Annotated in this window: 17 protein-coding genes; 8 read left to right on the top strand and 9 right to left on the bottom strand. The window is 71.2% G+C overall.

Annotation, left to right across the window (positions count from 1 at the left end):
* Positions 1–16: 16 nt before the first annotated feature.
* Positions 17–1,216 carry a winged helix-turn-helix domain-containing protein gene (locus ACIRVK_RS07960; protein WP_404244553.1) on the bottom strand — a complete coding sequence of 400 codons (1,200 nt, stop codon included), beginning with the start codon at positions 1,214–1,216 and terminating at the stop codon, positions 17–19.
* 98 nt (positions 1,217–1,314) lie between these two features.
* Positions 1,315–1,896: a GNAT family N-acetyltransferase gene (locus tag ACIRVK_RS07955; protein WP_404244552.1), complete on the bottom strand. Its 582-nt coding sequence runs from the start codon at positions 1,894–1,896 to the stop codon at positions 1,315–1,317.
* Positions 1,897–2,200: 304 nt separating this feature from the next.
* Here ACIRVK_RS07955 and secA point away from each other — a divergent pair, with 304 nt between their 5' ends.
* Positions 2,201–5,014, top strand: a complete 2,814-nt coding sequence (gene secA / locus ACIRVK_RS07950; RefSeq protein ID WP_404244551.1) for a preprotein translocase subunit SecA — start codon at positions 2,201–2,203, stop codon at positions 5,012–5,014.
* Positions 5,015–5,090: 76 nt separating this feature from the next.
* Here secA and ACIRVK_RS07945 read toward each other — a convergent pair whose 3' ends face one another.
* On the bottom strand, positions 5,091–5,798 hold the full coding sequence (locus ACIRVK_RS07945) for an Rv3235 family protein (protein WP_404244550.1): 708 nt from the start codon (positions 5,796–5,798) through the stop codon (positions 5,091–5,093).
* Positions 5,799–6,102: 304 nt separating this feature from the next.
* On the opposite strand from ACIRVK_RS07945, the gene ACIRVK_RS07940 reads away from it, so the two are divergent.
* The 3 genes from ACIRVK_RS07940 to ACIRVK_RS07930 all read left to right on the top strand — a co-directional run bounded on the left by ACIRVK_RS07940 (position 6,103) and on the right by ACIRVK_RS07930 (position 12,782).
* Complete coding sequence (locus ACIRVK_RS07940; protein ID WP_404244549.1) at positions 6,103–6,618, top strand: DUF6912 family protein; 516 nt, start codon at positions 6,103–6,105, stop codon at positions 6,616–6,618.
* 79 nt (positions 6,619–6,697) lie between these two features.
* A complete protein-coding gene (locus tag ACIRVK_RS07935; RefSeq protein WP_404244548.1) occupies positions 6,698–7,363 on the top strand; it encodes an HAD family hydrolase in 666 nt (221 codons plus the stop codon).
* A gap of 457 nt (positions 7,364–7,820) precedes the next feature.
* Complete coding sequence (locus ACIRVK_RS07930; RefSeq protein WP_404244547.1) at positions 7,821–12,782, top strand: NAD-glutamate dehydrogenase; 4,962 nt, start codon at positions 7,821–7,823, stop codon at positions 12,780–12,782.
* Positions 12,783–12,855: 73 nt separating this feature from the next.
* Here the strand turns inward: ACIRVK_RS07930 and ACIRVK_RS07925 are convergent, their stop codons facing one another.
* Both ACIRVK_RS07925 and ACIRVK_RS07920 read right to left on the bottom strand, forming a co-directional pair.
* Positions 12,856–13,662 carry an ABC transporter ATP-binding protein gene (locus ACIRVK_RS07925; RefSeq protein WP_404244583.1) on the bottom strand — a complete coding sequence of 269 codons (807 nt, stop codon included), beginning with the start codon at positions 13,660–13,662 and terminating at the stop codon, positions 12,856–12,858.
* Between the two features lie 49 nt (positions 13,663–13,711).
* Positions 13,712–14,626, bottom strand: coding sequence for an ABC transporter permease (locus tag ACIRVK_RS07920; protein ID WP_404244546.1), 915 nt, complete (start codon positions 14,624–14,626; stop codon positions 13,712–13,714).
* 271 nt (positions 14,627–14,897) lie between these two features.
* Here ACIRVK_RS07920 and ACIRVK_RS07915 point away from each other — a divergent pair, with 271 nt between their 5' ends.
* Together ACIRVK_RS07915 and ACIRVK_RS07910 are read left to right on the top strand one after the other, a co-directional pair.
* Positions 14,898–15,524, top strand: a complete 627-nt coding sequence (locus tag ACIRVK_RS07915) for a TetR/AcrR family transcriptional regulator (protein WP_404244545.1) — start codon at positions 14,898–14,900, stop codon at positions 15,522–15,524.
* Positions 15,525–15,560: 36 nt separating this feature from the next.
* The gene (locus ACIRVK_RS07910) at positions 15,561–16,205 is read left to right on the top strand and encodes a response regulator (protein ID WP_404244544.1); all 645 of its coding nucleotides are present in this window, start codon (positions 15,561–15,563) and stop codon (positions 16,203–16,205) included.
* A gap of 27 nt (positions 16,206–16,232) precedes the next feature.
* On the opposite strand, the gene galE is transcribed toward ACIRVK_RS07910, so the two are convergent.
* Both galE and ACIRVK_RS07900 read right to left on the bottom strand, forming a co-directional pair.
* Complete coding sequence (gene galE / locus ACIRVK_RS07905; protein ID WP_404244543.1) at positions 16,233–17,213, bottom strand: UDP-glucose 4-epimerase GalE; 981 nt, start codon at positions 17,211–17,213, stop codon at positions 16,233–16,235.
* Positions 17,214–17,280: 67 nt separating this feature from the next.
* Positions 17,281–18,549 (bottom strand): glycosyltransferase 87 family protein, encoded by a 1,269-nt coding sequence (locus ACIRVK_RS07900; protein ID WP_404244542.1) that lies wholly within the window; start codon positions 18,547–18,549, stop codon positions 17,281–17,283.
* A gap of 164 nt (positions 18,550–18,713) precedes the next feature.
* On the opposite strand from ACIRVK_RS07900, the gene ACIRVK_RS07895 reads away from it, so the two are divergent.
* Positions 18,714–20,375, top strand: coding sequence for a hypothetical protein (locus tag ACIRVK_RS07895; protein ID WP_404244582.1), 1,662 nt, complete (start codon positions 18,714–18,716; stop codon positions 20,373–20,375).
* Here the strand turns inward: ACIRVK_RS07895 and ACIRVK_RS07890 are convergent.
* Entirely contained in the window at positions 20,355–20,834 is a 480-nt protein-coding gene (locus ACIRVK_RS07890) for a MarR family winged helix-turn-helix transcriptional regulator (RefSeq protein ID WP_404244541.1), read from the bottom strand. The two genes, ACIRVK_RS07895 and ACIRVK_RS07890, sit on opposite strands and share 21 nt — an antisense overlap.
* A gap of 125 nt (positions 20,835–20,959) precedes the next feature.
* Here ACIRVK_RS07890 and ACIRVK_RS07885 point away from each other — a divergent pair, with 125 nt between their 5' ends.
* Positions 20,960–21,373: an organic hydroperoxide resistance protein gene (locus ACIRVK_RS07885; RefSeq protein ID WP_404244540.1), complete on the top strand. Its 414-nt coding sequence runs from the start codon at positions 20,960–20,962 to the stop codon at positions 21,371–21,373.
* A gap of 67 nt (positions 21,374–21,440) precedes the next feature.
* On the opposite strand, the gene ACIRVK_RS07880 is transcribed toward ACIRVK_RS07885, so the two are convergent.
* Positions 21,441–23,672 (bottom strand): CDP-glycerol glycerophosphotransferase family protein, encoded by a 2,232-nt coding sequence (locus ACIRVK_RS07880; RefSeq protein ID WP_404244539.1) that lies wholly within the window; start codon positions 23,670–23,672, stop codon positions 21,441–21,443.

Here is a 23,672-nt window from a genome sequence, read left to right as displayed (position 1 = left end):
GGTCCGCCGACCGCGGTCAGCGCAGGGCGGCGATGAGCGCCCGGATCACTTCCCTGGTGAGCGGCTCGTGCAGCTCCGGGGCGTCAACCCGCTCCACGCGTACGCTCGTGCACCCCACCCAACTGGCCGCCTCCACCAGTGCTTCCGCGACGGCAGGGACCACCTTCGGGCCGTCCAGGGTGACCTGCCGGGCGATCAGCGTCGCGCCCTCGCGGGCCGGGTCGACGCGGCCGACGAGCCGGCCCCCGGCCAGGACGGGCATCGCGAAGTACCCGTGCACCCGCTTCGGTTTGGGCACGTAGGCCTCCAGGCGGTGGGTGAAGCCGAAGATCCGTTCCGTGCGCGCCCGTTCCCAGATGAGGGAGTCGAAGGGCGACAGGAGCGTGGTGCGGTGGCGCCCGCGCGGGGGTGCCTCCAGGGCCGCCGGGTCGGCCCAGGCGGGCCTGCCCCAGCCCTCGACCCTGACCGGCACCAGGCCGGAGTCGGCGATCACCGCGTCGACCTGCTCGTTCTTCAGACGGTGGTAGTCGGCGATGTCCGCGCGCGTGCCCACCCCCAGGGACTGCCCGGCCAGGCGCACCAGACGGCGCAGGCACTCGGCGTCGTCCAGCTCGTCGTGCAGCAGCGCGTCCGGGATGGCCCGCTCGGCCAGGTCGTACACCCGCTTCCAGCCGCGGCGGCGCACGCACACCACCTCGCCGTACATCAACGCGCGCTCCACGGCGACCTTCGCGCCGGACCAGTCCCACCACTCGCTGGTGCGCTTGGCGCCGCCCAACTCCGTGGCGGTGAGGGGGCCTTCGGCGCGCAGTTGCTTGATGACCTGGTCGTAGGCGCCGTCGGACAGCTCGTGGTTCCAGTGCGGGCGCGCCCGGTAGGCGCGGCGGCGGAAGGCGAAGTGGGGCCACTCCTCGACGGGGAGGATGCACGCGGCGTGCGACCAGTACTCGAAGGCGTGGGGCTCGCCGTCCGGGGTGGCGTTCCAGTACGCGTCCTCGACCGTCCTGCGGCCGACCGCGCCGAGGCGGGCGTAGGGGATCAGCTCGTGGGAGCGGGCCAGGACCGAGATGGTGTCCAACTGGACCGCGCCGAGATGGCGGAGGACACCGCGGACGCCGGCCTTGCGGTCGGGCGCGCCGAGGAGGCCCTGGGCGCGGAGGGCGATGCGGCGGGCCTCGTCTGCCGAGAGGTCGGTGGTGGGGCGCGGGATCGTCATGGGTCGCACGATAGGGGGCGGCACTGACAGTGGGGGATCGAGCGTGGGTTCGCCGACGGGGACTCGGATCGGATGCGCGAGGGCCCGCGGCCGTGCCCCTACGCGGGTTGTACCGGTGCCGGCAAGTACCGTGCCGTCGACGGCAGCCCGAGGTCGGACGGAAGCAGGGCGCCCACCCAGGCGTCCCGGCGCACGCCCCGGTGGACGATCGCGGAGCGCAGGACGCCCTCGACGACGAAGCCGGAGCGTTCCGCCACCGCGCGCGAGGCGTCGTTGCCGACCTCCGCGCGCCATTCCACCCGGTCCACCGAGAGCTGGGTGAAGGCCCAGCGGGAGACCTCCACGGCCGCCTCCGTGACGTAGCCGTTGCCGCGGTGCTTCTTGGTGCCCCAGAACCCGATCTCGGCGGTGCTCATGGACCGCATGGTGAGGCCGAGCATGCCCACCAGCTCCCGTCCCGCGGGCAGGAAGAGACCGAAGGTGAGCATCGAGCCGTTCGCCCAGCCCTGCGGCACGATCTCCTCGGTGAAGCTGCGCGCGTGCTCCGGGAGATAGGGCGAGGGGACGGTCGTCCAGCGCTGGATGTCGGGGTCCTGGGCGGCGGCGTGCACCGCGTCGGTGTCCTGCGGGCCGACCGTGCGCAGCAGGAGCCGGGCGGTCGTGAGCGTCACGGGTTCCATCGGCCGATTCTGCGCCGGGGCCGGACAGGGACGCCATCCTTTTTGCCGTGCGTGAGCGGGCGATCACAATTCGCGCAATTCCTCGCCGTGATCCGGCACCATCCGAGCCGCCCGTACGTTGTCCCCTTTGAACCCGCGCATTGCCCGCTTTGAAGAAGATTTGAGACGGTGCCCCGAGCACCGGACGGTCGTCGTCACAGCAGGCCTCCCGACCGGGGCGGGTCCTCGCATACGATGGCCGTTGCTCAGTAAGTCAAATGGAAACCGACCGTCCCAGGCCCGACCGGCAAGGAGACCAACCCCCGTGTCCGTCCTCTCGAAGATCATGCGTGCAGGCGAAGGCAAGATCCTGCGCAAGCTGCACCGCATCGCGGACCAGGTCAACTCCATCGAAGAGGACTTCGTCGACCTCTCCGACGCCGAGCTGCGCGCCCTCACCGACGAGTACAAGCAGCGCTACGCCGACGGCGAGAGCCTGGACGACCTGCTGCCCGAGGCGTTCGCCACCGTGCGCGAGGCGGCCAAGCGCGTCCTCGGCCAGCGCCACTACGACGTGCAGATGATGGGCGGTGCCGCCCTCCACCTCGGCTACGTGGCCGAGATGAAGACCGGTGAGGGCAAGACCCTGGTCGGCACGCTGCCCGCGTACCTGAACGCGCTCTCCGGCGACGGCGTCCACCTCATCACGGTCAACGACTACCTGGCCGAGCGCGACTCCGAGATGATGGGCCGCGTCCACAAGTTCCTGGGCCTGAGCGTCGGCTGCATCCTCGCCAACATGACGCCGGCCCAGCGCCGCGAGCAGTACGAGTGCGACATCACGTACGGCACGAACAATGAGTTCGGCTTCGACTACCTGCGCGACAACATGGCGTGGTCCAAGGACGAACTCGTCCAGCGCGGGCACAACTTCGCCATCGTCGACGAGGTCGACTCCATCCTCGTCGACGAGGCCCGTACGCCACTGATCATCTCCGGCCCGGCCGACCAGGCCACCAAGTGGTACGGCGACTTCGCCAAGCTGGTCCTGCGCCTTAAGAAGGGCGAGGCGGGCAACCCGCTCAAGGGCGTCGAGGAGACCGGGGACTACGACGTCGACGAGAAGAAGCGCACGGTCGCCATCCACGAGTCCGGGGTGACCAAGGTCGAGGACTGGCTGGGCATCGACAACCTCTACGAGTCGGTCAACACCCCTCTGGTGGGCTACCTGAACAACGCCATCAAGGCCAAGGAGCTCTTCAAGAAGGACAAGGACTACGTCGTCATCGACGGCGAGGTCATGATCGTCGACGAGCACACCGGCCGTATCCTCGCCGGCCGCCGCTACAACGAGGGCATGCACCAGGCGATCGAGGCGAAGGAAGGGGTGGACATCAAGGACGAGAACCAGACGCTCGCCACGATCACCCTGCAGAACTTCTTCCGCCTTTACAAGAAGCTCTCCGGCATGACCGGTACGGCGATGACCGAGGCCGCCGAGTTCCACCAGATCTACAAGCTCGGCGTGGTCCCGATCCCGACCAACAGGCCGATGATCCGCGTGGACCAGTCGGACCTCATCTATCGCACCGAGGTCGCGAAGTTCGAGGCGGTCGTCGACGACATCGCCGAGAAGCACGAGAAGGGCCAGCCGATCCTCGTCGGTACGACGTCGGTCGAGAAGTCCGAGTACCTCTCGCAGCAGCTGTCCAAGCGCGGCATCCAGCACGAGGTGCTGAACGCCAAGCAGCACGACCGTGAGGCGACGATCGTCGCCCAGGCCGGCCGCAAGGGCGCCGTCACCGTGGCCACCAACATGGCCGGCCGTGGTACGGACATCAAGCTCGGCGGCAACCCCGAGGACCTCGCCGAGGCGGAGCTGCGCCAGCGCGGGCTCGACCCCGAGGAGCACATCGAGGAGTGGGCGCAGAACCTGCCCGCGGCCCTGGAGCGGGCCGAGCAGGCGGTCAGAGCCGAGTTCGAGGAGGTCAAGGAGCTCGGCGGCCTGTACGTCCTCGGTACCGAGCGGCACGAGTCGCGCCGTATCGACAACCAGCTGCGCGGCCGCAGCGGCCGCCAGGGCGACCCCGGCGAGTCCCGCTTCTACCTCTCCCTCGGCGACGACCTGATGCGGCTGTTCAAGGCCCAGATGGTCGAGCGCGTGATGTCCATGGCGAACGTGCCGGACGACGTGCCGATCGAGAACAAGATGGTCACGCGCGCGATCGCGTCCGCCCAGTCACAGGTCGAGCAGCAGAACTTCGAGACCCGTAAGAACGTCCTGAAGTACGACGAGGTGCTCAACCGCCAGCGCGAGGTCATCTACGGCGAGCGGCGCCGCGTCCTGGAGGGTGAGGACCTGCAGGAGCAGGTCGGCCACTTCATGGACGACACGATCGACGCGTACGTGTCCGCGGAGACCGCCGAGGGCTTCCCGGAGGACTGGGACCTCGACCGGCTGTGGGGCGCCTTCAAGCAGCTCTACCCGGTGCGGGTCACCGTCGAGGAGCTGGAGGAGGCCGCCGGCGACCGGGCGGGCCTGACCGCCGAGTTCATCTCCGAGTCCATCAAGGACGACATCCGCCAGCAGTACGAGGCGCGTGAGGCGCAGCTCGGTTCCGAGATCATGCGTGAGCTGGAGCGCCGGGTCGTGCTGTCGGTCCTGGACCGCAAGTGGCGCGAGCACCTCTACGAGATGGACTACCTCCAGGAGGGCATCGGCCTGCGCGCGATGGCGCAGAAGGACCCGCTGGTCGAGTACCAGCGCGAGGGCTTCGACATGTTCACCGCGATGATGGAGGGCATCAAGGAGGAGTCCGTCGGCTACCTGTTCAACCTGGAGGTCCAGGTGGAGCAGCAGGTCGAGGAGGTCCCGGTCGAGGACGCCGCTCCGGTCGACATGGCCAAGCAGGACGCGGTGCCGGCCCAGGCGGGTGCCCGTCCGGAGATCCGCGCCAAGGGGCTGGACGCCCCGCAGCGGCGGAACCTGCACTTCTCCGCGCCGACCGTGGACGGCGAGGGCGGCACCATCGAGGGCGACTTCGTCGGCGACGAGGAGCCGGTGCGTTCCGAGGCCGACGGCCTCACGCGGGCGGAGCGCCGCAAGCAGTCCCGGGGCGGGCGTCGCCGCAAGAAGTGACGGTGCCCGCGGCACCGTAGCGGCTCGGGGGCCGGGTCATCCGAAGGGGTGGCCCGGCCCTTGTGCGTCCGTCCGTCTAGTCGTCGTCGGTGGGGCGCTCGGGGCGCGGTCCGCCCAGTTCCACCGCGGTGCAGCGCCAGCGCAGGTCGGGGCCCTGTTCCAGGCGGAAGGCCATGGCGCGCAGTTGTTCCCCGGCGCCGATGCGGGCGAACGCCTCGATGGCGCCGGGGCGCGGGACGCAGTAGCCGATGTCGCGGACGACGGGGCGGGTGCCACGGGTGCGCAGGGGGCCGCGTTCGGCGAGGCGGGCCAGTTCGTCGTAGGCGCGGCCCGCCGTGTGGCGCAGCATCCAGTGGACGGGTCGCTGACCGCTCAGGACGGCGAGAAGACGGTCCGCGAAGACGTCCGTGGGCCGAGGCTGCGGGACGGGGCGGCGAACGGGCGGGGCGAGCAGCGCCGAGCCCAGGGGCGCGTGCCTGAGAGAAGCGTCCGGGGCGGCGACGGCCAGGGAAACGGCCGCGGCGCCATCGCGGGAGGCGGTCGATGCGCCCCGCGGGGGCGTGTTCCTGCCCGGAGCCGAGGCCGGGCGGCCGTCCGCCGGCCCGGTGCTGCCGGATGGTGCGGAGCTCCGGGACCCGGGCGGGCGTCCACCTCCCGGGGCCGTCCCGGCCGCGGCGCCACCCGGAGTACGCGGTGGGGCGCCACCCGGACGGCGGGTGTCCCGGCGACCCGGCGGGCGGGTCCCCGGCTGGAGCTGCGCTGACCTGGTCATGACCTTGTGCATGGATGTCCCCGTTTCCGTGAGTCCGGTCGGACGGTCTATACCGAGCGGTAACTTCCTGTTGGGGATCTTGTACGGACCGTGACCATGGCGGCAAGGAGGCGGCGGGCCGCGTCGAGACGGCCGGAAGGTTCACCTATCAGTGTGATCCAAGGGGGCGGAAGCCCCTGCTCACGCGGGTGTCGAGGGTGAATCGGGGGCCTGAAGTGGACGGTCCCGGCGTCACCGGCGGGGACTCGAAAGGGGACGCCCGCACGTATCCTGAAGGCCCAGTCCCGGAGCCCACCGATCAAGAAAGCGGCCAGCCATGCGTGTCTACGTCCCCCTGACCCTCCCCGGTCTCGCCGAGGCGTACAAGACGGGAGAGCTGGGGGCAGGGCCGCTGACCGCCTACGCCGTCACGCCCGCGCTGCGCGAGTGGTACCTGTCCGACGACATCGAGGAACTGGAGTACGCGGCGCTCAACCGGGCCGCGCTCGCCTCGCTGCGCCTGCTCGCCGCCGACGCCACAGCCGCCCGGCGCCGGGTCGTGGTCGCCGTCGACGTGCCCGACGGCACGGCGTCCGCCGACCCCGACCGCGGGCTCGACCCGGCCGCCCTCGGCGAGGTCCGGGTCACCGGGACCGTACCGCTGGCCAAGGCGGCCGCCGTGCACGTCGACCTCGACGACGCGGAGGCGGACGTGGCCGCCGCCGCCGAGGCGCTCGAGGCGGCGGACCGCGGCGACGACGACGCGCGGTTCGTGGTGGACGGGGCCGAGGACCACGAGCTGCTGTGGTACGCCACGCAGGAGATCCCGAACCTGGTGGGGCTTGCGGGCTGAACCGGCCACTCCCATCGCCGAACCCCCCGTTGAGCTGCTGTTCTCATGATTGTCGGTGGCGGCGGGTACGGTCTTTCGCATGGGGAAGAACGCAGGGGCGCACATTGTGTGGGACTGGAACGGGACGCTGTTCCACGACAATGACGCGATCATCGGGGCGACGAACGCGGCCTTCGCCGAGCTGGGGCTCGAGCCGATCACGATGGAGCAGTACCGGGCGCTGTACTGCGTGCCGGTGCCGAAGTTCTACGAGCGGCTGCTCGGGCGGCTGCCGACGGACGCCGAGTGGGAGCTCATGGACGAGACCTTCCACCGCTACTACACCGAGCACCGGGGCCGGTGCGCCCTGACCGAGGGGGCGGCCGAGCTGCTCGCCGGCTGGCGCTCGGCGGGGCGCAGCCAGTCGATCCTCAGCATGTACGGGCACGAGGACCTGGTGCCGCTGGTGCGCGGCTTCGGGATAGAGGCGCACTTCATACGCGTCGACGGGCGCACCGGCCCGTCCGGGGGCAGCAAGACGGAGCACATGGTGCGGCACGTCGCCCTGCTGGCCGACGTGGATCCCGGACGGACCGTGGTGATCGGGGACGCCGCGGACGACGCGGTGGCCGCGCTGCACGTGGGAGCGCGGGCCGTGCTGTACACCGGCGGCTCGCACAGCCGGGCCAGCCTGGAGGCGGTCGGGGTGCCGGTGGTGGACACGCTGGCCGAGGCGGTCGTGGAGGCGGAGCGGCTGGCGGCGTGAGCGCCGCGTCCCCCTGCGCGGGCTGCGTCGCTGTGCAGAACGTCAAACTTCGACCCCCGGTTTTGTACACATACGGCTCATGACGGGGCCCCTGTGAGGGGCGATAGCCTAGGTGGCGTGATCAGCGCGATAGTTCGCGGGGGCACTGTCGCCCCTGCCCTGCGCCCGGTGAGCACGGACCACCTCCGTGACCGGGCGGCGGTCGCTGGTCCTCGCGGGCGGGACGGGACCGCAAGGGTCCCCAGGACGCCGTACTCACCCCGGATCCCGGTGACACAGAGATCAGCGTCACAGTCCGTGGGCGTGTCGAGAATGGCTGATAACCCCCCGCTCATCTCACCTTGCGGCATAGCGTCGGAGCAGACCGGAGAACCCGGGCCGTGGCGTCGAGCCGCAGGGGAAGAGACCGTACTTCCTTCTACGTCACGCAACGGCGCGCGACAGGAGCCAGAGGACAATGCAGACCAAGCTGGACGAAGCCAAGGCCGAGCTGCTGGAGAGGGCCGCTCGGGTAGCTGAGAACAGCCCGGTCGGGGGGCACCTACCGACCGGGACGGCGGACGAGGGCACACCCGACACCCCGGACACCCCGGACCAGGAATCCGTGCTCGCGTTCCTCCAGCGCTACTACCTGCACACCGCACCGGAGGACCTTACCGACCGGGACCCGGTCGACGTCTTCGGAGCCGCGCTCTCGCACTACCGACTGGCCGAGAACCGCCCCCAGGGCACCGCCAGCGTGCGGGTGCACACCCCGACCGTGGAGGAGAACGGCTGGACCTGCAGCCACTCCGTGGTCGAGGTCGTCACCGACGACATGCCCTTCCTCGTCGACTCCGTGACCAACGAGCTCACCCGGCAGGGACGCGGCATCCACGTCGTGATCCACCCGCAGGTCGTCGTCCGCCGTGACGTCACCGGCAAGCTGATCGAGCTGCTCTCCACGCGGACGGGCGGCGGCGAGCTGCCGCACGACACTCACCTCGAGTCCTGGATCCACGTCGAGATCGACCGCGAGACCGACCGCGGCGACCTCAAGCAGATCACCGCCGACCTGCTGCGGGTCCTGTCCGACGTCCGCGAGGCCGTCGAGGACTGGGACAAGATGCGCGAGGCGGCCCTGCGCATGGCCGACGAGCTGCCCAAGGAGCCCGTCGCCCCCGACCTGCGGGAGCAGGAGATCGAGGAGGCCCGCGAGCTGCTGCGCTGGCTGGCGATCGACCACTTCACGTTCCTCGGCTACCGCGAGTACCAGCTGCGCGACGACGACACCCTCGCCGCCGTCCCCGGCACCGGACTCGGCATCCTGCGCTCCGACCCGCACCACTCGCGGGAGGAGGGCCACCCGGTCAGCCCGTCCTTCGAGCGGCTGCCCGCCGACGCGCGCGCCAAGGCCCGCGAGCACAAGCTGCTGGTGCTGACCAAGGCCAACAGTCGTGCCACCGTGCACCGGCCCTCGTACCTGGACTACATCGGCGTCAAGAAGTTCGACGCGGACGGCAACGTGGTCGGCGAGCGGCGCTTCCTCGGGCTGTTCTCCTCCGCCGCGTACACCGAATCGGTGCGCCGGGTTCCGGTCATCCGCCGCAAGGTCGACGAGGTCCTGGAGCGGGCCGGCTTCTCGCCCAACAGCCACGACGGCCGGGACCTGCTGCAGATCCTGGAGACGTACCCGCGCGACGAGCTCTTCCAGACCCCGGCCGACGAGCTGGAGGCCATCGCCACCTCCGTCCTCTACCTCCAGGAACGCCGGCGGCTGCGCCTCTACCTGCGCCAGGACGAGTACGGCCGCTACTACTCCGCCCTCGTCTACCTGCCCCGCGACCGCTACACCACCGGCGTGCGCCTGAGGATCATCGACATCCTCAAGGAGGAACTCGGCGGCATCAGCGTCGACTTCACCGCCTGGAACACCGAGTCCATCCTGTCCCGGCTGCACTTCGTGGTCCGCGTCCCGCCGGGCACCGACCTGCCGGAGCTGTCCGACGCCGACAAGGAGCGCATCGAGGCCAGGCTGGTGGAGGCCGCCCGGTCCTGGGCCGACGCCTTCGCCGAGGCGCTGAACGCCGAACTCGGCGAGGAGCGGGCCGCCGAACTGCTGCGCCGCTACAGCAACGCCTTCCCGGAGGGCTACAAGGCCGACCACACGCCGCGCGCCGCGGTCGCCGACCTCGTCCACCTGGAACAGCTCACCGCGACGCAGGAGCAGGACGGCAAGGACTTCTCCCTCAGCCTCTACGAGCCGGTGGGGGCGGCCCCCGAGGAGCGCCGCTTCAAGATCTACCGCAAGGGCGACGCCGTCTCCCTCTCCGCCGTGCTGCCGGTCCTCAGCCGGCTCGGCGTCGAGGTCACCGACGAGCGGCCCTACGAACTGCGGTGCGCGGACCGCTCCATCGCCTGGATCTACGACTTCGGGCTGCGCATGCCCACCTCGAAGAGCGGCGGCGACTACGGCGACGACGGCCGCGAGCGCTTCCAGGAGGCCTTCGCCGCCACCTGGACCGGCAAGGCGGAGAACGACGGCTTCAACGCCCTCGTGCTGAGCGCCGGGCTGACCTGGCGGCAGGCGATGGTGCTGCGGGCGTACGCCAAGTACCTGCGGCAGGCGGGCTCCACCTTCTCGCAGGACTACATGGAGGACACCCTCCGCAACAACGTCCACACCACCCGGCTGCTCGTCTCCCTGTTCGAGGCACGGATGTCGCCGGACCGCCAGCGTGCCGGCCGCGAGATCGTCGACGCGCTCCTCGAGGAGGTCGACGCGGCCCTCGACCAGGTGGCGTCGCTCGACGAGGACCGCATCCTCAGGTCCTTCCTGACCGTCATCAGGGCGACCCTGCGCACCAACTTCTTCCAGGAGGCGGCGGGCGGCAAGCCGCACGCGTACGTGTCCATGAAGTTCGATCCGCAGGCCATCCCGGACCTGCCCGCGCCGCGCCCCGCGTTCGAGATCTGGGTCTACTCGCCGCGCGTGGAGGGCGTGCACCTGCGCTTCGGCAAGGTCGCCCGCGGCGGTCTGCGCTGGTCCGACCGGCGCGAGGACTTCCGTACCGAGATCCTCGGCCTGGTCAAGGCGCAGATGGTGAAGAACACCGTCATCGTGCCGGTCGGCGCCAAGGGCGGCTTCGTCGCCAAGCAGCTGCCGGACGCTGCGGCGGACCGGGACGCGTGGCTGGCCGAGGGCATCGCCAGCTACAAGACGTTCATCTCGGCGCTGCTCGACATCACCGACAACATGGTGGCCGGCGAGGTCGTGCCCCCGGCCGACGTGGTCCGGCACGACGAGGACGACACCTACCTCGTGGTCGCCGCCGACAAGGGCACCGCGACCTTCTCCGACATCGCCAACGGGGTCGCCGAGAACTACAACTTCTGGCTCGGCGACGCCTTCGCCTCCGGCGGCTCCGCGGGCTACGACCACAAGGGCATGGGCATCACCGCCCGCGGCGCCTGGGAGTCCGTCAAGCGGCACTTCCGTGAGCTGGGCGTGGACACGCAGAGCGAGGACTTCACGGTCGTCGGCATCGGCGACATGTCCGGTGACGTGTTCGGCAACGGCATGCTGCTGAGCGAGCACATCCGCCTGGTCGCCGCCTTCGACCACCGGCACATCTTCATCGACCCGAACCCGGACGCGGCCACCTCCTACGCCGAGCGCCGCCGCGTCTTCGAACTCCCGCGCTCCAGCTGGGCCGACTACGACACCGGTCTCATCTCGGCCGGCGGGGGCGTGTTCCCCCGTACCGCCAAGGCCATCCCGCTCAACGCGCACATCCGGGAGGCCCTCGGCATCGAGGGCAAGGTCGCCAAGATGACCCCGGCCGACCTGATGAAGGCGATCCTCAAGGCGCCGGTCGACCTGCTGTGGAACGGCGGCATCGGCACGTACGTGAAGGCCAGTACGGAGTCGCATGCCGACGTCGGCGACAAGGCCAACGACCCGATCCGCGTCGACGGCGCCGACCTGCGTGTCAAGGTCGTCGGCGAGGGCGGCAACCTGGGCCTGACCCAGCTCGGCCGGATCGAGTTCGCGCTGCACGGCGGCAAGATCAACACGGACGCCATCGACAACAGCGCGGGCGTGGACACCTCCGACCACGAGGTGAACATCAAGATCCTGCTCAACGGCCTGGTCGCGGACGGCGACCTGACCGTCAAGCAGCGCAACAAGGTGCTCGCCGAGATGACCGACGAGGTCGGGCGCCTGGTCCTGCGCAACAACTACGCGCAGAACACGGCCATCGCCAACGCGCTCGCCCAGTCCAAGGACATGCTCCACGCCCAGCAGCGCTTCATGCGCCACCTGGTGCGGGAGGGCCACCTCGACCGGGCCCTGGAGTTCCTGCCCACCGACCGCCAGATCCGCGAACGCCTGGGCCAGGGCCAGGGCCTGACCGGCCCGGAGACGGCGGTCCTGCTGGCGTACACGAAGATCACGGTCGCCGACGAGCTGCTGCACACCACGCTCCCCGACGACCCCTACCTGCGCAGCCTGCTGCACGCCTACTTCCCGACGGCACTGCGCGAGCAGTTCCCGCAGTACATGGACAAGCACCCGCTGCGCCGCGAGATCGTCACGACCGTCCTGGTCAACGACACGGTCAACACGGGCGGTACGACGTACCTGCACCGTCTGCGGGAGGAGACCGGGGCCTCGCTCGAGGAGATCGTCCGCGCCCAGACCGCGGCCCGCGCGATCTTCAGCTCGGCGCCGGTGTGGGACGCGGTGGAGGCCCTCGACAACCAGGTCGAGGCCGCCGTGCAGACCCGGATCCGCCTGCACTCGCGACGGCTGGTCGAGCGCGGCACGCGCTGGCTGCTCAACAACCGGCCGCAGCCGCTGCAGCTCGCCGAGACGGTCGACTTCTTCGCCGAGCGCGTCGAACAGGTCTGGTCCCAGCTGACCAAGCTGCTGCGCGGCGCCGACCTCGAGTGGTGGCAGCAGATCTACGACGAGCTGACCGGCTCCGGCGTCCCGGACGAACTCGCCACGCGGGTGGCCGGGTTCTCCTCCGCCTTCCCGGCGCTCGACATCGTGTCGGTGGCCGACCGCATGGGCAAGGAGCCGCTGGACGTCGCCGAGGTGTACTACGACCTCGCCGACCGGCTGCGGATCACCCAGCTCATGGACCGCATCATCGAGTTGCCCCGCGCGGACCGCTGGCAGTCCATGGCCCGCGCCTCCATCCGCGAGGACCTCTACGCGGCCCACGCGGCGCTGACCGCCGACGTCCTGGCGGTCGGCAACGGCACCTCGACTCCCGAACAGCGCTTCAAGGCCTGGGAGGAGAGGAACACGGCGATCCTGGGCCGGGCGCGCACCACCCTGGAGGAGATCCAGAGCTCGGAGACCTTCGACCTGGCCAACCTGTCGGTGGCGATGCGGACGATGCGCACCCTGCTGCGGACGCACTCGTAGCAGGCGGTACGGAAAGGGAGGTGCCTCGGGCCGACCGGCCCGGGGCACCTCCCTCTTTCTCTCGCGGCGGAGTTCAGGCGGCCTTCGGCTTGTCCGCTCCGCCGGTGAACTCCTCGTAGGCCGCCATGACCTCTTCCGTCGGCCCGTCCATGCGCAGCACGCCGCGCTCCAGCCACAGCACGCGTTCGCAGGTGTCGCGGATCGACTTGTTGTTGTGGCTGACCAGGAACACGGTGCCCGCGCGCTGGCGCAGCTCGCGGATGCGTTCCTCGGAGCGCTTCTGGAAGGACCGGTCGCCGGTGGCGAGCGCCTCGTCGATGAGCAGCACGTCGTGGTCCTTGGCGGCCGCGATGGAGAAGCGCAGGCGGGCGCCCATGCCGGAGGAGTAGGTCCGCATGGGGAGGGTGATGAAGTCGCCCTTCTCGTTGATCCCGGAGAAGTCGACGATGTCCTGGAAGCGCTCCTTGACCTCCTCGCGGGACATGCCCATCGCGAGGCCGCCGAGGTAGACGTTCTTCTCGCCGGTCAGGTCGCCCATCAGAGCGGCGTTGACGCCGAGCAGGGAGGGCTGGCCGTCGGTGTAGATGTGCCCGTTCTCGACCGGCAGCAGGCCCGCGACCGCCTTCAGCAGCGTCGACTTGCCGGAACCGTTGGTGCCGATCAGGCCGATGGCCTCGCCCTTGTACGCGACGAACGACACGTTCTTGACGGCGTGCACCGTGCGCACGCCGGCCGCCTTCTCGGCCCGCTCTCGGCGCAGCATGCGGTTGAGGGCGGCGGTCGCGGACCCGCGTCCGGCGCCGGTGCCGTTGACCCGGTAGACGATGTCGACGCCGTCGCAGACGACGGTGGGGATCGGCGCGGCGGGGAGGCGGTCGATCCGGTCGGCGGGGACGCGGTCGTCGATGGCGTAGGTGTCGTAGGGGTACTCAGCCACGGCCGTACATCTCCTCGGCCTTCCAGAAGTAGATGAAACCGCCCACGCCGGCGAGCAGGGCCCAGCCGGTGGCCGCCGCCCACACGTGCGGGGGCAGCTGCTTGGCGTGGAAGCTGTCGATCAGCGCGAAGCGCATGAGGTCGATGTAGACGGCCGCCGGGTTGGTCTCGAGGGCGATGATGGCCCAGTGGGGCAGGTGGTCGCCCTTGGTGAGCTTGGTGATGCTCCACATCACGCCGGACACGTACATCCAGGTGCGCAGAATGAACGGCATCAGCTGGGCGATGTCGGGGGTCTTGGCGCCCATCCGCGCCATGATCAGCGCGACGCCGGTGTTGAAGGTGAACTGCAGCACCAGGATCGGGACCGCGAGCAGCCAGGAGAAGGCGATCGGGACACCGAAGCCGAGCAGGATGGCGACCAGGGCGGCCATCGAGAACAGCAGCTGCTGCAGCTGCTGGAGCGCGAAGGAGATCGGCAGCGCGGCCCGCGGGAAGTGCAGGGCGCGGACGAGGCCGAGGTTGCCGGAGATGGCTCGGGTGCCCGCCATGATCGAGCTCTGCGTGAACGTCCAGATGAACACGCCGGTGACCAGGAACGGGATGTAGTCCGGCACACCGCGCTTGGTGTTGAGCAGGACGCCGAAGATGAAGTAGTACACCGCCGCGTTCAGCAGCGGGGTCATGACCTGCCAGACCTGGCCGAGCTTCGCCTGGCTGTACTGGGCGGTGAGCTTGGCGGTGGCGAAGGCGGTGATGAAGTGGCGGCGCTCCCACAGCTGCCGGACGTACTCGGGCAGGGAGGGGCGGGCGCCGCTGACCGAGAGGCCGTGGCGGGCGGCGAGGGCCGCGAGGTCGTCGTCGGCCGGGGCCGGCGTCGGGGGCGGTGTGTCGAGGACCTGGCTCACATCCGCTGCTTTCACTCGGGGGAGGGGTGCTGGGCGTCCGGCGGAGGCCGGCCGGTCTGTCGCCCGGCGTTTCCTTTGCGCTTTGCTTACTGTTCTTTTACGTCGGGACGGGACCGTATCGTCGCAACGTGAGCGTAGGCGGAGTTGGCGTCGGAACGCAACCGTTTCGTCGTCACGGACCGGACGGGTGAGTCCGTCGCGCCTCCTGGCGTCCCCGGCATTCTCGCGTGGGGACGGGACCGTATCGTCGCAACGCCCTATGCTGGTCCGCATGACGACGAACGCCGAGGAGCCCCAGACGCGTCCGCGCCGCCGGACCCCAGCCGGGGCGGCCGTACTCCGTGAGGACGTGACGGAGGCCATTCGGGCGGCCGTCTTCGAGGAGCTCGCGTCCGTCGGCTATGCGCGGATGTCCATCGAGGGCATCGCCCGCCGGGCGGGCGTCGGCAAGACCGCGGTCTACCGCCGCTGGCGTTCCAAGCTGCACCTGGTGCTCGACATCGTCTCCGCGCTCGCCGTGCAGGGCCTGCCGGTGCCCGACACGGGCTCCCTCGAGGGCGACCTGCGCCTGCTGTACGAGGTCACCTCCCGAGCCCTGCGCCACCCCGTGGCCTCGCAGATCCTCCCGGACCTCCAGGCGGAGGCGGCCCGCAACCCGGACATCGCCGAGGCCGTGCAGAAAGCTCTGCGGCAGGGCCAGGAGGGCGTGGCCAGCAAGATCATCGCGGCGGCGGAGCAGCGCGGCGAGGTCCGGGCCGGCCTCGACGACGAGCTGGCGCTCGACCTGATCTCCGGGCCGCTGTACTGGCGTTCGGTGGTGATCCGCAGCCCGAAGCTGCCCAAGGGATACCTGGGGGCCCTCGCCCGGGCCACGGCGGAGGCCGTCAAGGCGCTGTGAGTAGGCTGCGGTGACCGGAGTTGAGGCGGACCTCCCGTGAGAGTCGTGATCGCCGAGGACAACGCCCTGCTGCGCGAGGGCCTCGTCCTGCTGCTGACCTCCGTCGGGCACGAGGTCGTGGCCGTCGCCGGCACCGGGCCCGAGGTGCTGCCCGCGCTCCTGGAGCACCGCCCCGACGCGGCCGTGCTGGACGTCCGGATGCCTCCCGGCTTCCGCGACGAGGGCCTGCGGGCGGCGCTGGAGGCGCGCGAGCGGATCCCCGGGCTTCCGGTCCTCGTCCTGTCGCAGCACGTCGAGGAGTCGTACGCCGCCGAGTTGCTGGCCGACGGGGCGAGCGGGCTCGGCTACCTCCTCAAGGACCGCGTCGGCCGGGTCGACGAGTTCCTCTACGCGCTGGAACGGGTCGCGGCCGGCGGCACCGCGCTCGACCCCGAGGTCGTCACCGAACTCCTCACCCGCCGCGAGGACTCGCCCCTCGACTCCCTGACGCCGCGCGAGCGCGAGGTGCCGGCGCTCATGGCAGAGGGCCACGACAACGCGACCATCGCCAAGACCCTCGTCGTGACCGAACGCGCCGTCCACGAACACATCGGCAACGTCTTCCTCGAACTGGGCCTGCCCCCGAGCGACAGCGGCCACCGCCGGGTCCTGGCCGTCCTGGCGCACCTGAACAACGCCTGACCAGGGCGACCGCGGCCGCTGGGGCTGCTACCTCCGCGCCGCCTTCGGATGCAGCCGTACCCACCCCGCCCAGGCCGACGTGATCATGTCGTGGATGTCGTGCCTGGCCTTCCAGGCCAGTTCCGCGGTGGCGCGGTCGGCGGAGGCGACCACGCGGGCCGGGTCGCCGGGGCGGCGGGGGACGACCGTCGGGGGGCGGTCGTGGCCGGTGACCGTGTTGATGCGGTCGATCATCTCGCGGACCGAGACCCCTTCGCCGCGGCCGATGTTGAGGGTGAGGTCGCGGCCGGGGGAGGAAGCGAGGGCGCGGGCGGCCGCGACGTGCGCCTCGGCCAGGTCCACCACGTGGACGTAGTCGCGCACGCAGGTGCCGTCGGGGGTCGGATAGTCGTCGCCGAAGATGCGCGGCGGCGCGTTCTCGGTCAGCTTCTCGAAGACCATGGGGATCAGGTTGAAGACGCCGACGTCCGCCAGGTCCGGGCCGGCCGCGCCCGCCACGTTGAAGTAGCGCAGGCAGGCGGTGGCGAGGCCCGTCGCCCGGCCCGTCGCCCGGACCAGCCACTCACCGGCCAGCTTCGTCTCGCCGTACGGGGACATCGGCACGCAGGGCGTCTCCTCCGTCACCAGGTCCACGTCCGGAGTGCCGTACACCGCGGCCGAGGAGGAGAAGACGAAGGACGGGACGCCGGCCGCCGTCACGGCCTCCAGCAGGACGCGCAGGCCCTCGACGTTCTCCCGGTAGTAGTGCAGCGGCCGGTCCACCGACTCGCCCACCTGCTTCTTCGCCGCCAGGTGGACGACTCCGGTGATCTCGTGGTCGGCCAGGGCGCGGGCGACGCGCGGGCCGTCCAGCGTCGAGCCGACCACCAGCGGCACCCCGTCGGGCACCCGCTCGCCGAGGCCCGTCGACAGGTCGTCGTACACCACCGTCCGCTCGCCCGCCCCGGCCATCGCCCGGACGACGTGCGCCCCGATGTAACCGGCGCCGCCGGTGATCAGCCAGGTCATGTGCCTCGTCCCCCCACTGGGTCGAGCCGTCGTGCTCGCGTTCGGTACCAGTGAAGCAGGCGGGACCTCAGACCGGCACCGCCTGGCCGGCTCCCAGGCTGTCCGGGGAGCGGCGGGGCGCCCCGGGCATGCCCTGCGGGGCCGCGGTGGAGCGCCACAGGCGCACGAAGGACAGGACGGCGGCGGTCGCCAGCAGGCCGTTGCGGACGAGCATCAGGGCGCAGCCCGCCCAGGTGCAGGCCATGACCTGGCCGTACATGACCGGGTACACGACGGCGCTGACCGCCGTCGCCGCCAGGATCAGCCAGGCCACCGGACGCTGCACGGTGTTCCGCGAGGTCAGGCAGACGGCGGCCAGGCCCACCAGCCAGATCATGTACTGCGGGCTGATCACCCGGCTGGTGACGGTGAACAGGAGCACCGCCGCGAGCGCCGCGTCGTACGGCGTGGCGGGCGTCCAGCGCCGGGCCCGCAGCCGCCACAGCAGCAGCAGCACGAAGGCGATCGCGGTGAGCGCGAGGGAGACGTGGGCGACCGTGCGCACGTAGGGGCCGGTGAACTCCATGGCGCCGTACTGGTAGCGCACCTTCCCCGGCCAGCCGGCGTGCACGGCGAAGGACAGGACCGTGCCGCCCAGCGACTCGATCTGCACGCCCCGGCCGCCCTGTTCGCGCAGGAACCCGAAGGGGTTGGCGAAAGTGGCCGCCAGCAAGCCCAGGGCGACGGTCCCCGTGGCCAGGGCCCAGGTCCACGCCGAGCGCGTCATACGGCCCCTCGGCGTGCCCAGCAGCACCAGCGCCGGCCACACCTTCACCAGGGCGCCCAGCGCCGCGAACGCACCGCACGCGCGCGTGGAGCGCGGCAACGTCAACAGGGAGATGACGGCGAGGGCGGTCACCTCGACGTCGTATCGGGCGAGCGGGGTGTGCAGCAGCAGCGGGAGGCCGGCCACCCACACCGCCGCGCCGAGGAGGGTGCGGTGGCCGCGGGCGCCGGTGAACGCCAGTGCGGCGGTGATCGCCGCGTCGCAGGCCAGGGTGAGGACGACGAAGGCCTGGAAGTAGGTCAGGCCCGGCAGCAGCGCCGGCGAGAGCAGGACCGCGCCCGCACCCGGCGGGTACTGCCACAGCGCGTCGTGGACGGGGAAGCCGCCGTGTCTCAGGACGACGTACCAGTGGTGGTAAAGGTGCCACACCTCCCGGGTGACCGAGCCCCCGCCGAGGCGCGGCATGCCGTCGTGGGCGAGCAGCCACAGCATCGTGGCCCGGGTGGCGAGCCAGCCGGCGGCGAGGGCGAACAGATGGCGTCGTGTCTTTGAGCTCTGCTCCGCGTTCATCACGGCGGATCGTAAGCCGGGCGAATGGAGTAGGCATGCAGATTCTCCGTCAATCGCCGGTAAGAGATTGCCAACAGTCCGGAAACTCGCGAGTGGACGGTAAGAGCACGGTGCGTCGCGTGCTGCGGGCGGAGGTCGTGGCCGTGGCCGTGCCCGCCGTCGTGATGCTGGTGATCGGACTGTGGCACCTGGACCGGGGCGGCATGTGGGGCGACGAGAGCGTCACCTTCCTGGTCGGACGGCGCACGGTGCCGCAGATCTGGCGGCTGCTGCATTCGGTGGACGCCGTGCACGGTCTGTACTACCTCTTCATGCACCTCGTCCTTACCGTCCGCGCCGACGAGGTGGCACTGCGGCTGCCGTCCGTGTGCGGGGCCGCGGTGAGCGCGGGCCTGGTCGGGGTGCTCGGCCTGCGGCTGGCCGGTCCGAGGGTGGGCCTGTGGTCCGGCCTCCTGTACGCCTGCACGCCGCTGATCGGCCACTACGCGCAGGAAGGGCGGTCGTACGCGATCGTCTCGGCGGGCGTCATCGGTTCGACGCTGCTGCTGGTGACGGGCCTGGAGGCGGCCCCGTCGACGCGTCCGTGGCCCTGGCGCCGGTACGGCGCGGTGCTCGCCGTGACCTGTCTGCTGCACGAGTTCGCGGTGCTCGCGGTGTGCGCGCATGCCGTGACCCTGCTGCTGGCGCGGGCGCCGCGGCGGGTGTGGCTGGGGTGGGGACGCGCCGTGGTGGCGGTGGGGGTCGTTCTGGCGCCGCTCGCTTGGGTGTCCCACGGCCAGGTGGGACAGGTGGGCTGGCTGGTGGCGCCGGACCGGGACAAGGCCGAGGAACTGGTCCGGGCGCTCGCCGTCACCCCTTCAGGGGTCGTTTTCTGGACAAGCGCGCTGCTGGCGGTGCTCGGGGCCTTGAGCGCGCGACGGGTCGGCGCGGTCGCCGTGCCCCTGCTCGTGCTGCCGCCCGCGCTGCTGATGGGCGTGTCGCAGATCCAGCCGCTGTACCACGAGCGCTACGTGCTGTACGCGTTCGCCGGGGCACCGCTGTTGGTGGCGGCGGGGGGTGAGTGGCTGGCGTCGGTCGTGGCTCGCTTGCCCCTGGGTCGGCCGAGGAGTCGCCCCGCGTCACACGACCTGCCGGTCCACAACGGCTCGGGAAGCGACAGCGGCCGGCCGCGCGGGGCGGACGTCCCGCGCGCGAAGGGACCGTCCGCGAGCGGTCCGCTGAGCACCGGCCACGCATCGGACGTTCTGGTCGCCGACGACGCCTCGCCCGACGCCCGCCGGTCCCCCCTGCCCGCCCACCGCCCGCCGCGGGTCCCCCTCCTCACCCTCACCGGCGTTCTCGCGGTCGCCGTCGTCTTCCTGCACGACCTGCCCCTGTATCGCCACGACCGTTCTCCCGCGCACCGGCCGGAGAACCTCGCCGCGGTCTCCGCGCTCGCCGCCCGGGACATCCGGCCCGGTGACCCCGTGCTGTTCGTGCCGTCGTTCTGGCGGATCACGGCGTCGGCGTACCCGGCAGGCTTCCGGCAGGCCCGGGACATCGCGTTGGGGGAGCCGGGGGCGAGTTCGGGGACGTTGACCGGGCGGGAGGTCGGTGCCCGGGACGTGGCGGACCGGCTGGCCCGCGCGGACCGGGTCTGGGTCGTCGGTGACAAGCGGGTGCTGCGCCGGGGGACCTCCCCGGGGGACGCGGTCGAACGAGCCGAACTCGCCGCCCTCAAGGGGCGGTTCACGCCCCGGTGGCAGTATGTCAGCGGCCGGGTGGCCCTGCGCCTGTACGTCCGCCGCGCCCCCGCGATCGGGTCCTCACCCCTGGGACGGCCCTGACGCCTCTGCCGCCGTGGCCGCGTCCAGCGCCGTCGTGAGCTCGTCGAGCCGTGCCCGCAGCGAGCGGATCTCGTCGATGTCCAGGCCGGTCGCGACGGCGATCCGGCGCGGCACCTGCAGAGCGCGCTCGCGCAGCGCGCTGCCCTCCTCGGTGAGCCGCACCTCCACCGAGCGCTCGTCGCGCGCGCTGCGCTCACGGCGGACCAGACCGGCCGCCTCCAGGCGTTTGAGCAGCGGGGAGAGCGTGCCGGAGTCGAGGCGCAGGTGTTCCCCCAGCTTCTTGACCGGCAGGTCCCCGTGTTCCCACAGCACCAGCATCACCAGGTACTGCGGATAGGTCAGGCCGAGGTCCTTGAGGACCAGGCGGTAGACGCCGCCGAAGGCGCGCGAGGCGGCGTGCAGGGAGAAGCAGATCTGCTGGTCCAGGCGGAGCCAGTCGGTGGTGGGCGTCGTACTCATGCCTCCAGGATAGCTCTTGCGAGCCATTTAGTTGTGCACAACTGAATTGTGTGCTCTACTTGTGGTCGTACGGCGGCCACCGAGAGGCCGCCGGAACAGGATCTACTTGAGAGGGATGGTTTCCCATGGACGCGCTCTACACCGCGGTCGCCACCGCCACCCACGGCCGTGACGGCAAGGCCTTCACGAACGACGGCAAGATCGACGTGAAGCTGGCGCCGCCGGTGGAGCTGGGCGGCAACGGTGAGGGCACCAACCCCGAGCAGCTGTTCGCCGCCGGTTACGCCGCCTGCTTCGGCAGCGCCCTCGGCCTCGTCGGCCGCCAGGCCAAGGTGGACGTGAGCGACGCCGCCGTGACCGCCGAGGTCGGCATAGGCAAGCAGGGCGAGGGCTTCGCCCTGAAGGTGACGCTGCGCGTCGAGCTGCCGGACACCGTGGACGAGGAGACCGGCCGCAAGCTCGTGGAGACCGCCCACCAGGTCTGCCCGTACTCCAACGCCACCCGGGGCAACATCGAGGTCGACCTCGTCATCGAGTGACCGGCTGACGGCCACCCCGAACAGACAGCGCGGACGCCCCTGCACCGGCGTCCGCGCTGTCGCGCGCTCACCGGACCGAGGGAGTCCGCCCGTTGGACGGGGCCGGGATGGCGCGCGACGACACCGGTTCCGGCATCCGCTCGCCCAGCAGCAGCGTCCGCACCACCCGCTCGGCGGCCCGGCCGTCGTCGAACTCGCAGAACCGCTCCCGGAACGCGGCCCGCAGTCCCGCCGACTCCTCGTCCCGCCAGGTGCCGGAGGCGAACAGCCACGCCAGCTCACGGTAGGAGCGCGAGACATGACCCGGCGCCTCGGCGGTGATGTCGAAATAGGCGCCCCGGCTCGCCGCGTACGCGCCCCAGTCGTCGGCGTGGATCACGATCGGCCGGTCCAGGTTGGCGTAGTCGAACATCAGCGCCGAATAATCGGTGACCAGCACGTCCGAGGCCAGCATCAGGTCCTCGACGTGCGGTTCGTCGGTCGCGTCGACGAGGACGCCCCGCCCGTGCAGATCGGCCAGCCCCATCCCGCGGGCCGTCCCGACGACGAGGGTCGGGTGCAGACGGACGACCAGGGTGTGCCCCTCGCCGAGGTCCGCGGCGAACCGGGCCAGGTCGATCCGGTCGACGTGGCCGCCCCGGCGGTACTCCCGGCGTGTCGGGGCGTACAGCACCACCGTGTGGTCGGCCGGAACGCCCAGCCGCGCGCGGACCGCCCGCGCCCGCGCCGTATCACCGGTGACCAGCACGTCGTTGCGGGGGCTGCCCGTGCGCGCCGAGGCGAAGTGACACGGGTACGCCCGCTCCCACACCAGCTCCGAGTGCCGGTTGGCGACCAGGCTCACGTCCCATCGGTCGGCGCGGTGCAGCATCCTCGGCACGCTGAAGCCGTGCCGTGCGCCGGGCTTGTCCAGCAGGTCGACGCCCATGTACTTGAGCGGGGTGCCCTGGTGGGTCTGGATCTGGACCTGTCCGGGGCGTTTGGCCAGCGCGCCGGGCCAGTTGACGTTGTTCACCCAGTACGTCGCCCGCGCCATCAGCGCGTGGTAGCGCCGTGAGCCCGGCAGGACGTACTCGACTCCGGCCGGCACGGTGTCCACCGCGTCCTCCTGCACGACCCACACCCCGCGCAACTGCGGTGCGATCTCCCGGGCCTTGGCATGGATCGCGGCCGGATCGCCGGACACGGTCGTGTGGTGGGAGGCGGAGTAGACGACGAGATGCGGGTCGAGGGGCAGACTCGACAGGGCCGCGTACCAGGACCTGTGGGCCACCGCCGACGCCTTCTGCGCCGTACGCCGTTTGGCCGCCCCGGCCAGCCTGCGCGCCCCGCGCGCACCCTGCAGGGCCGCGTAGGAGGCGTAGGGCGCGCTCGCCAGGAGGCGCATCTCGGTGCCGCGCGGGCCGTTCGGCGGGGTGAAGCCCTCGGGACAGTGCCGGCGGTGGAAGGCGCGCATCTCCCGGTGGAAGGCGGAGCGGTCGGACGGCGTCACCCGGTCCTCGCGTGCGATCACGTACAGCATGTGGTCCAGGGCCCGTTCGAACAGCAGCGGCCGGGCCCAGGCCAGGTCGTCCCGCTCCTCCAGGAACGCGAACAGGCCCTCGTACTGCGCGAAGATGTCGAAGTGCCGGCGCCCCGGCGTCCTGGTGATCGCGCCCTGCCGCCGCTGCCGGTACTCCACGCCGATCCGGTTCAGGCACGCGATGCGCTCGGCCAGCACCAGCGAGCGGTAGGTGACCGGCGCGTCCTCGTACAGTCCGGGCGCGTACTGCAGGCCGTGTTCCAGGAAGAAGGCCCTGCGGTACGCCTTGTTCCACGCGACCAGGAACAGATGGACGTACTCGGGGTTCGTCCGCAGGTCGAAGACGTCCTGGCCGGCCCGGGCCAGCAGCTCGGAGGCGTCGCTGGGGCCGCCCCGCCCCCACCAGTAGGTGCGGACGTGGTCGAAGACCAGGATGTCCGGGTCCTCGGCGCTCCGGAGCCGGTCGGCGACGGCGGCCAGCAGGCCCGGCGTGTAGAGGTCGTCGCTGTCGAGGAAGAGGACGTAGTCGCCGCGCGCCTGCTCCAGGCCCGCGTTGCGGGCGCGGCCGAGGCCGACGTTCTCGGGCAGGTGCAGCACCCGCACCCGCTCGTCGCGTGCCGCGTACTCGTCGAGGATCGCGCCGCAGCCGTCGGGCGAGCGGTCGTCGACGGCGATCACCTCGATGTCGGGGTACGACTGGCCGAGCACCGAGTCGAGGCACTCGCGCAGGTAACCCTGCACCTTGAAGACGGGGACGATGATGCTGAAGCGGGGCAC

The sequence above is a fragment of the Streptomyces sp. NPDC101152 genome (assembly GCF_044768275.1).
In the GTDB taxonomy this organism is placed as follows: Bacteria; Actinomycetota; Actinomycetes; order Streptomycetales; family Streptomycetaceae; genus Streptomyces.
Note: the sequence above shows the minus strand (reverse complement) of the source record. Positions and strands in the feature narration are given on the sequence as shown.

Bases quoted from the DNA above. Each gene is read 5' to 3' on its own strand.
- ACIRVK_RS07960 (WP_404244553.1), bottom strand. From the start codon at position 1,216: ATGACGATCCCGCGCCCCACCACCGACCTCTCGGCAGACGAGGCCCGC.
- ACIRVK_RS07955 (WP_404244552.1), bottom strand. From the start codon at position 1,896: ATGGAACCCGTGACGCTCACGACCGCCCGGCTCCTGCTGCGCACGGTC.
- ACIRVK_RS07945 (WP_404244550.1), bottom strand. From the start codon at position 5,798: ATGCACAAGGTCATGACCAGGTCAGCGCAGCTCCAGCCGGGGACCCGC.
- ACIRVK_RS07940 (WP_404244549.1), top strand. From the start codon at position 6,103: ATGCGTGTCTACGTCCCCCTGACCCTCCCCGGTCTCGCCGAGGCGTAC.
- ACIRVK_RS07935 (WP_404244548.1), top strand. From the start codon at position 6,698: ATGGGGAAGAACGCAGGGGCGCACATTGTGTGGGACTGGAACGGGACG.
- ACIRVK_RS07930 (WP_404244547.1), top strand. From the start codon at position 7,821: ATGCAGACCAAGCTGGACGAAGCCAAGGCCGAGCTGCTGGAGAGGGCC.
- ACIRVK_RS07915 (WP_404244545.1), top strand. From the start codon at position 14,898: ATGACGACGAACGCCGAGGAGCCCCAGACGCGTCCGCGCCGCCGGACC.
- galE (WP_404244543.1), bottom strand. From the start codon at position 17,213: ATGACCTGGCTGATCACCGGCGGCGCCGGTTACATCGGGGCGCACGTC.
- ACIRVK_RS07900 (WP_404244542.1), bottom strand. From the start codon at position 18,549: ATGAACGCGGAGCAGAGCTCAAAGACACGACGCCATCTGTTCGCCCTC.
- ACIRVK_RS07895 (WP_404244582.1), top strand. From the start codon at position 18,714: ATGCTGGTGATCGGACTGTGGCACCTGGACCGGGGCGGCATGTGGGGC.
- ACIRVK_RS07890 (WP_404244541.1), bottom strand. From the start codon at position 20,834: ATGAGTACGACGCCCACCACCGACTGGCTCCGCCTGGACCAGCAGATC.
- ACIRVK_RS07885 (WP_404244540.1), top strand. From the start codon at position 20,960: ATGGACGCGCTCTACACCGCGGTCGCCACCGCCACCCACGGCCGTGAC.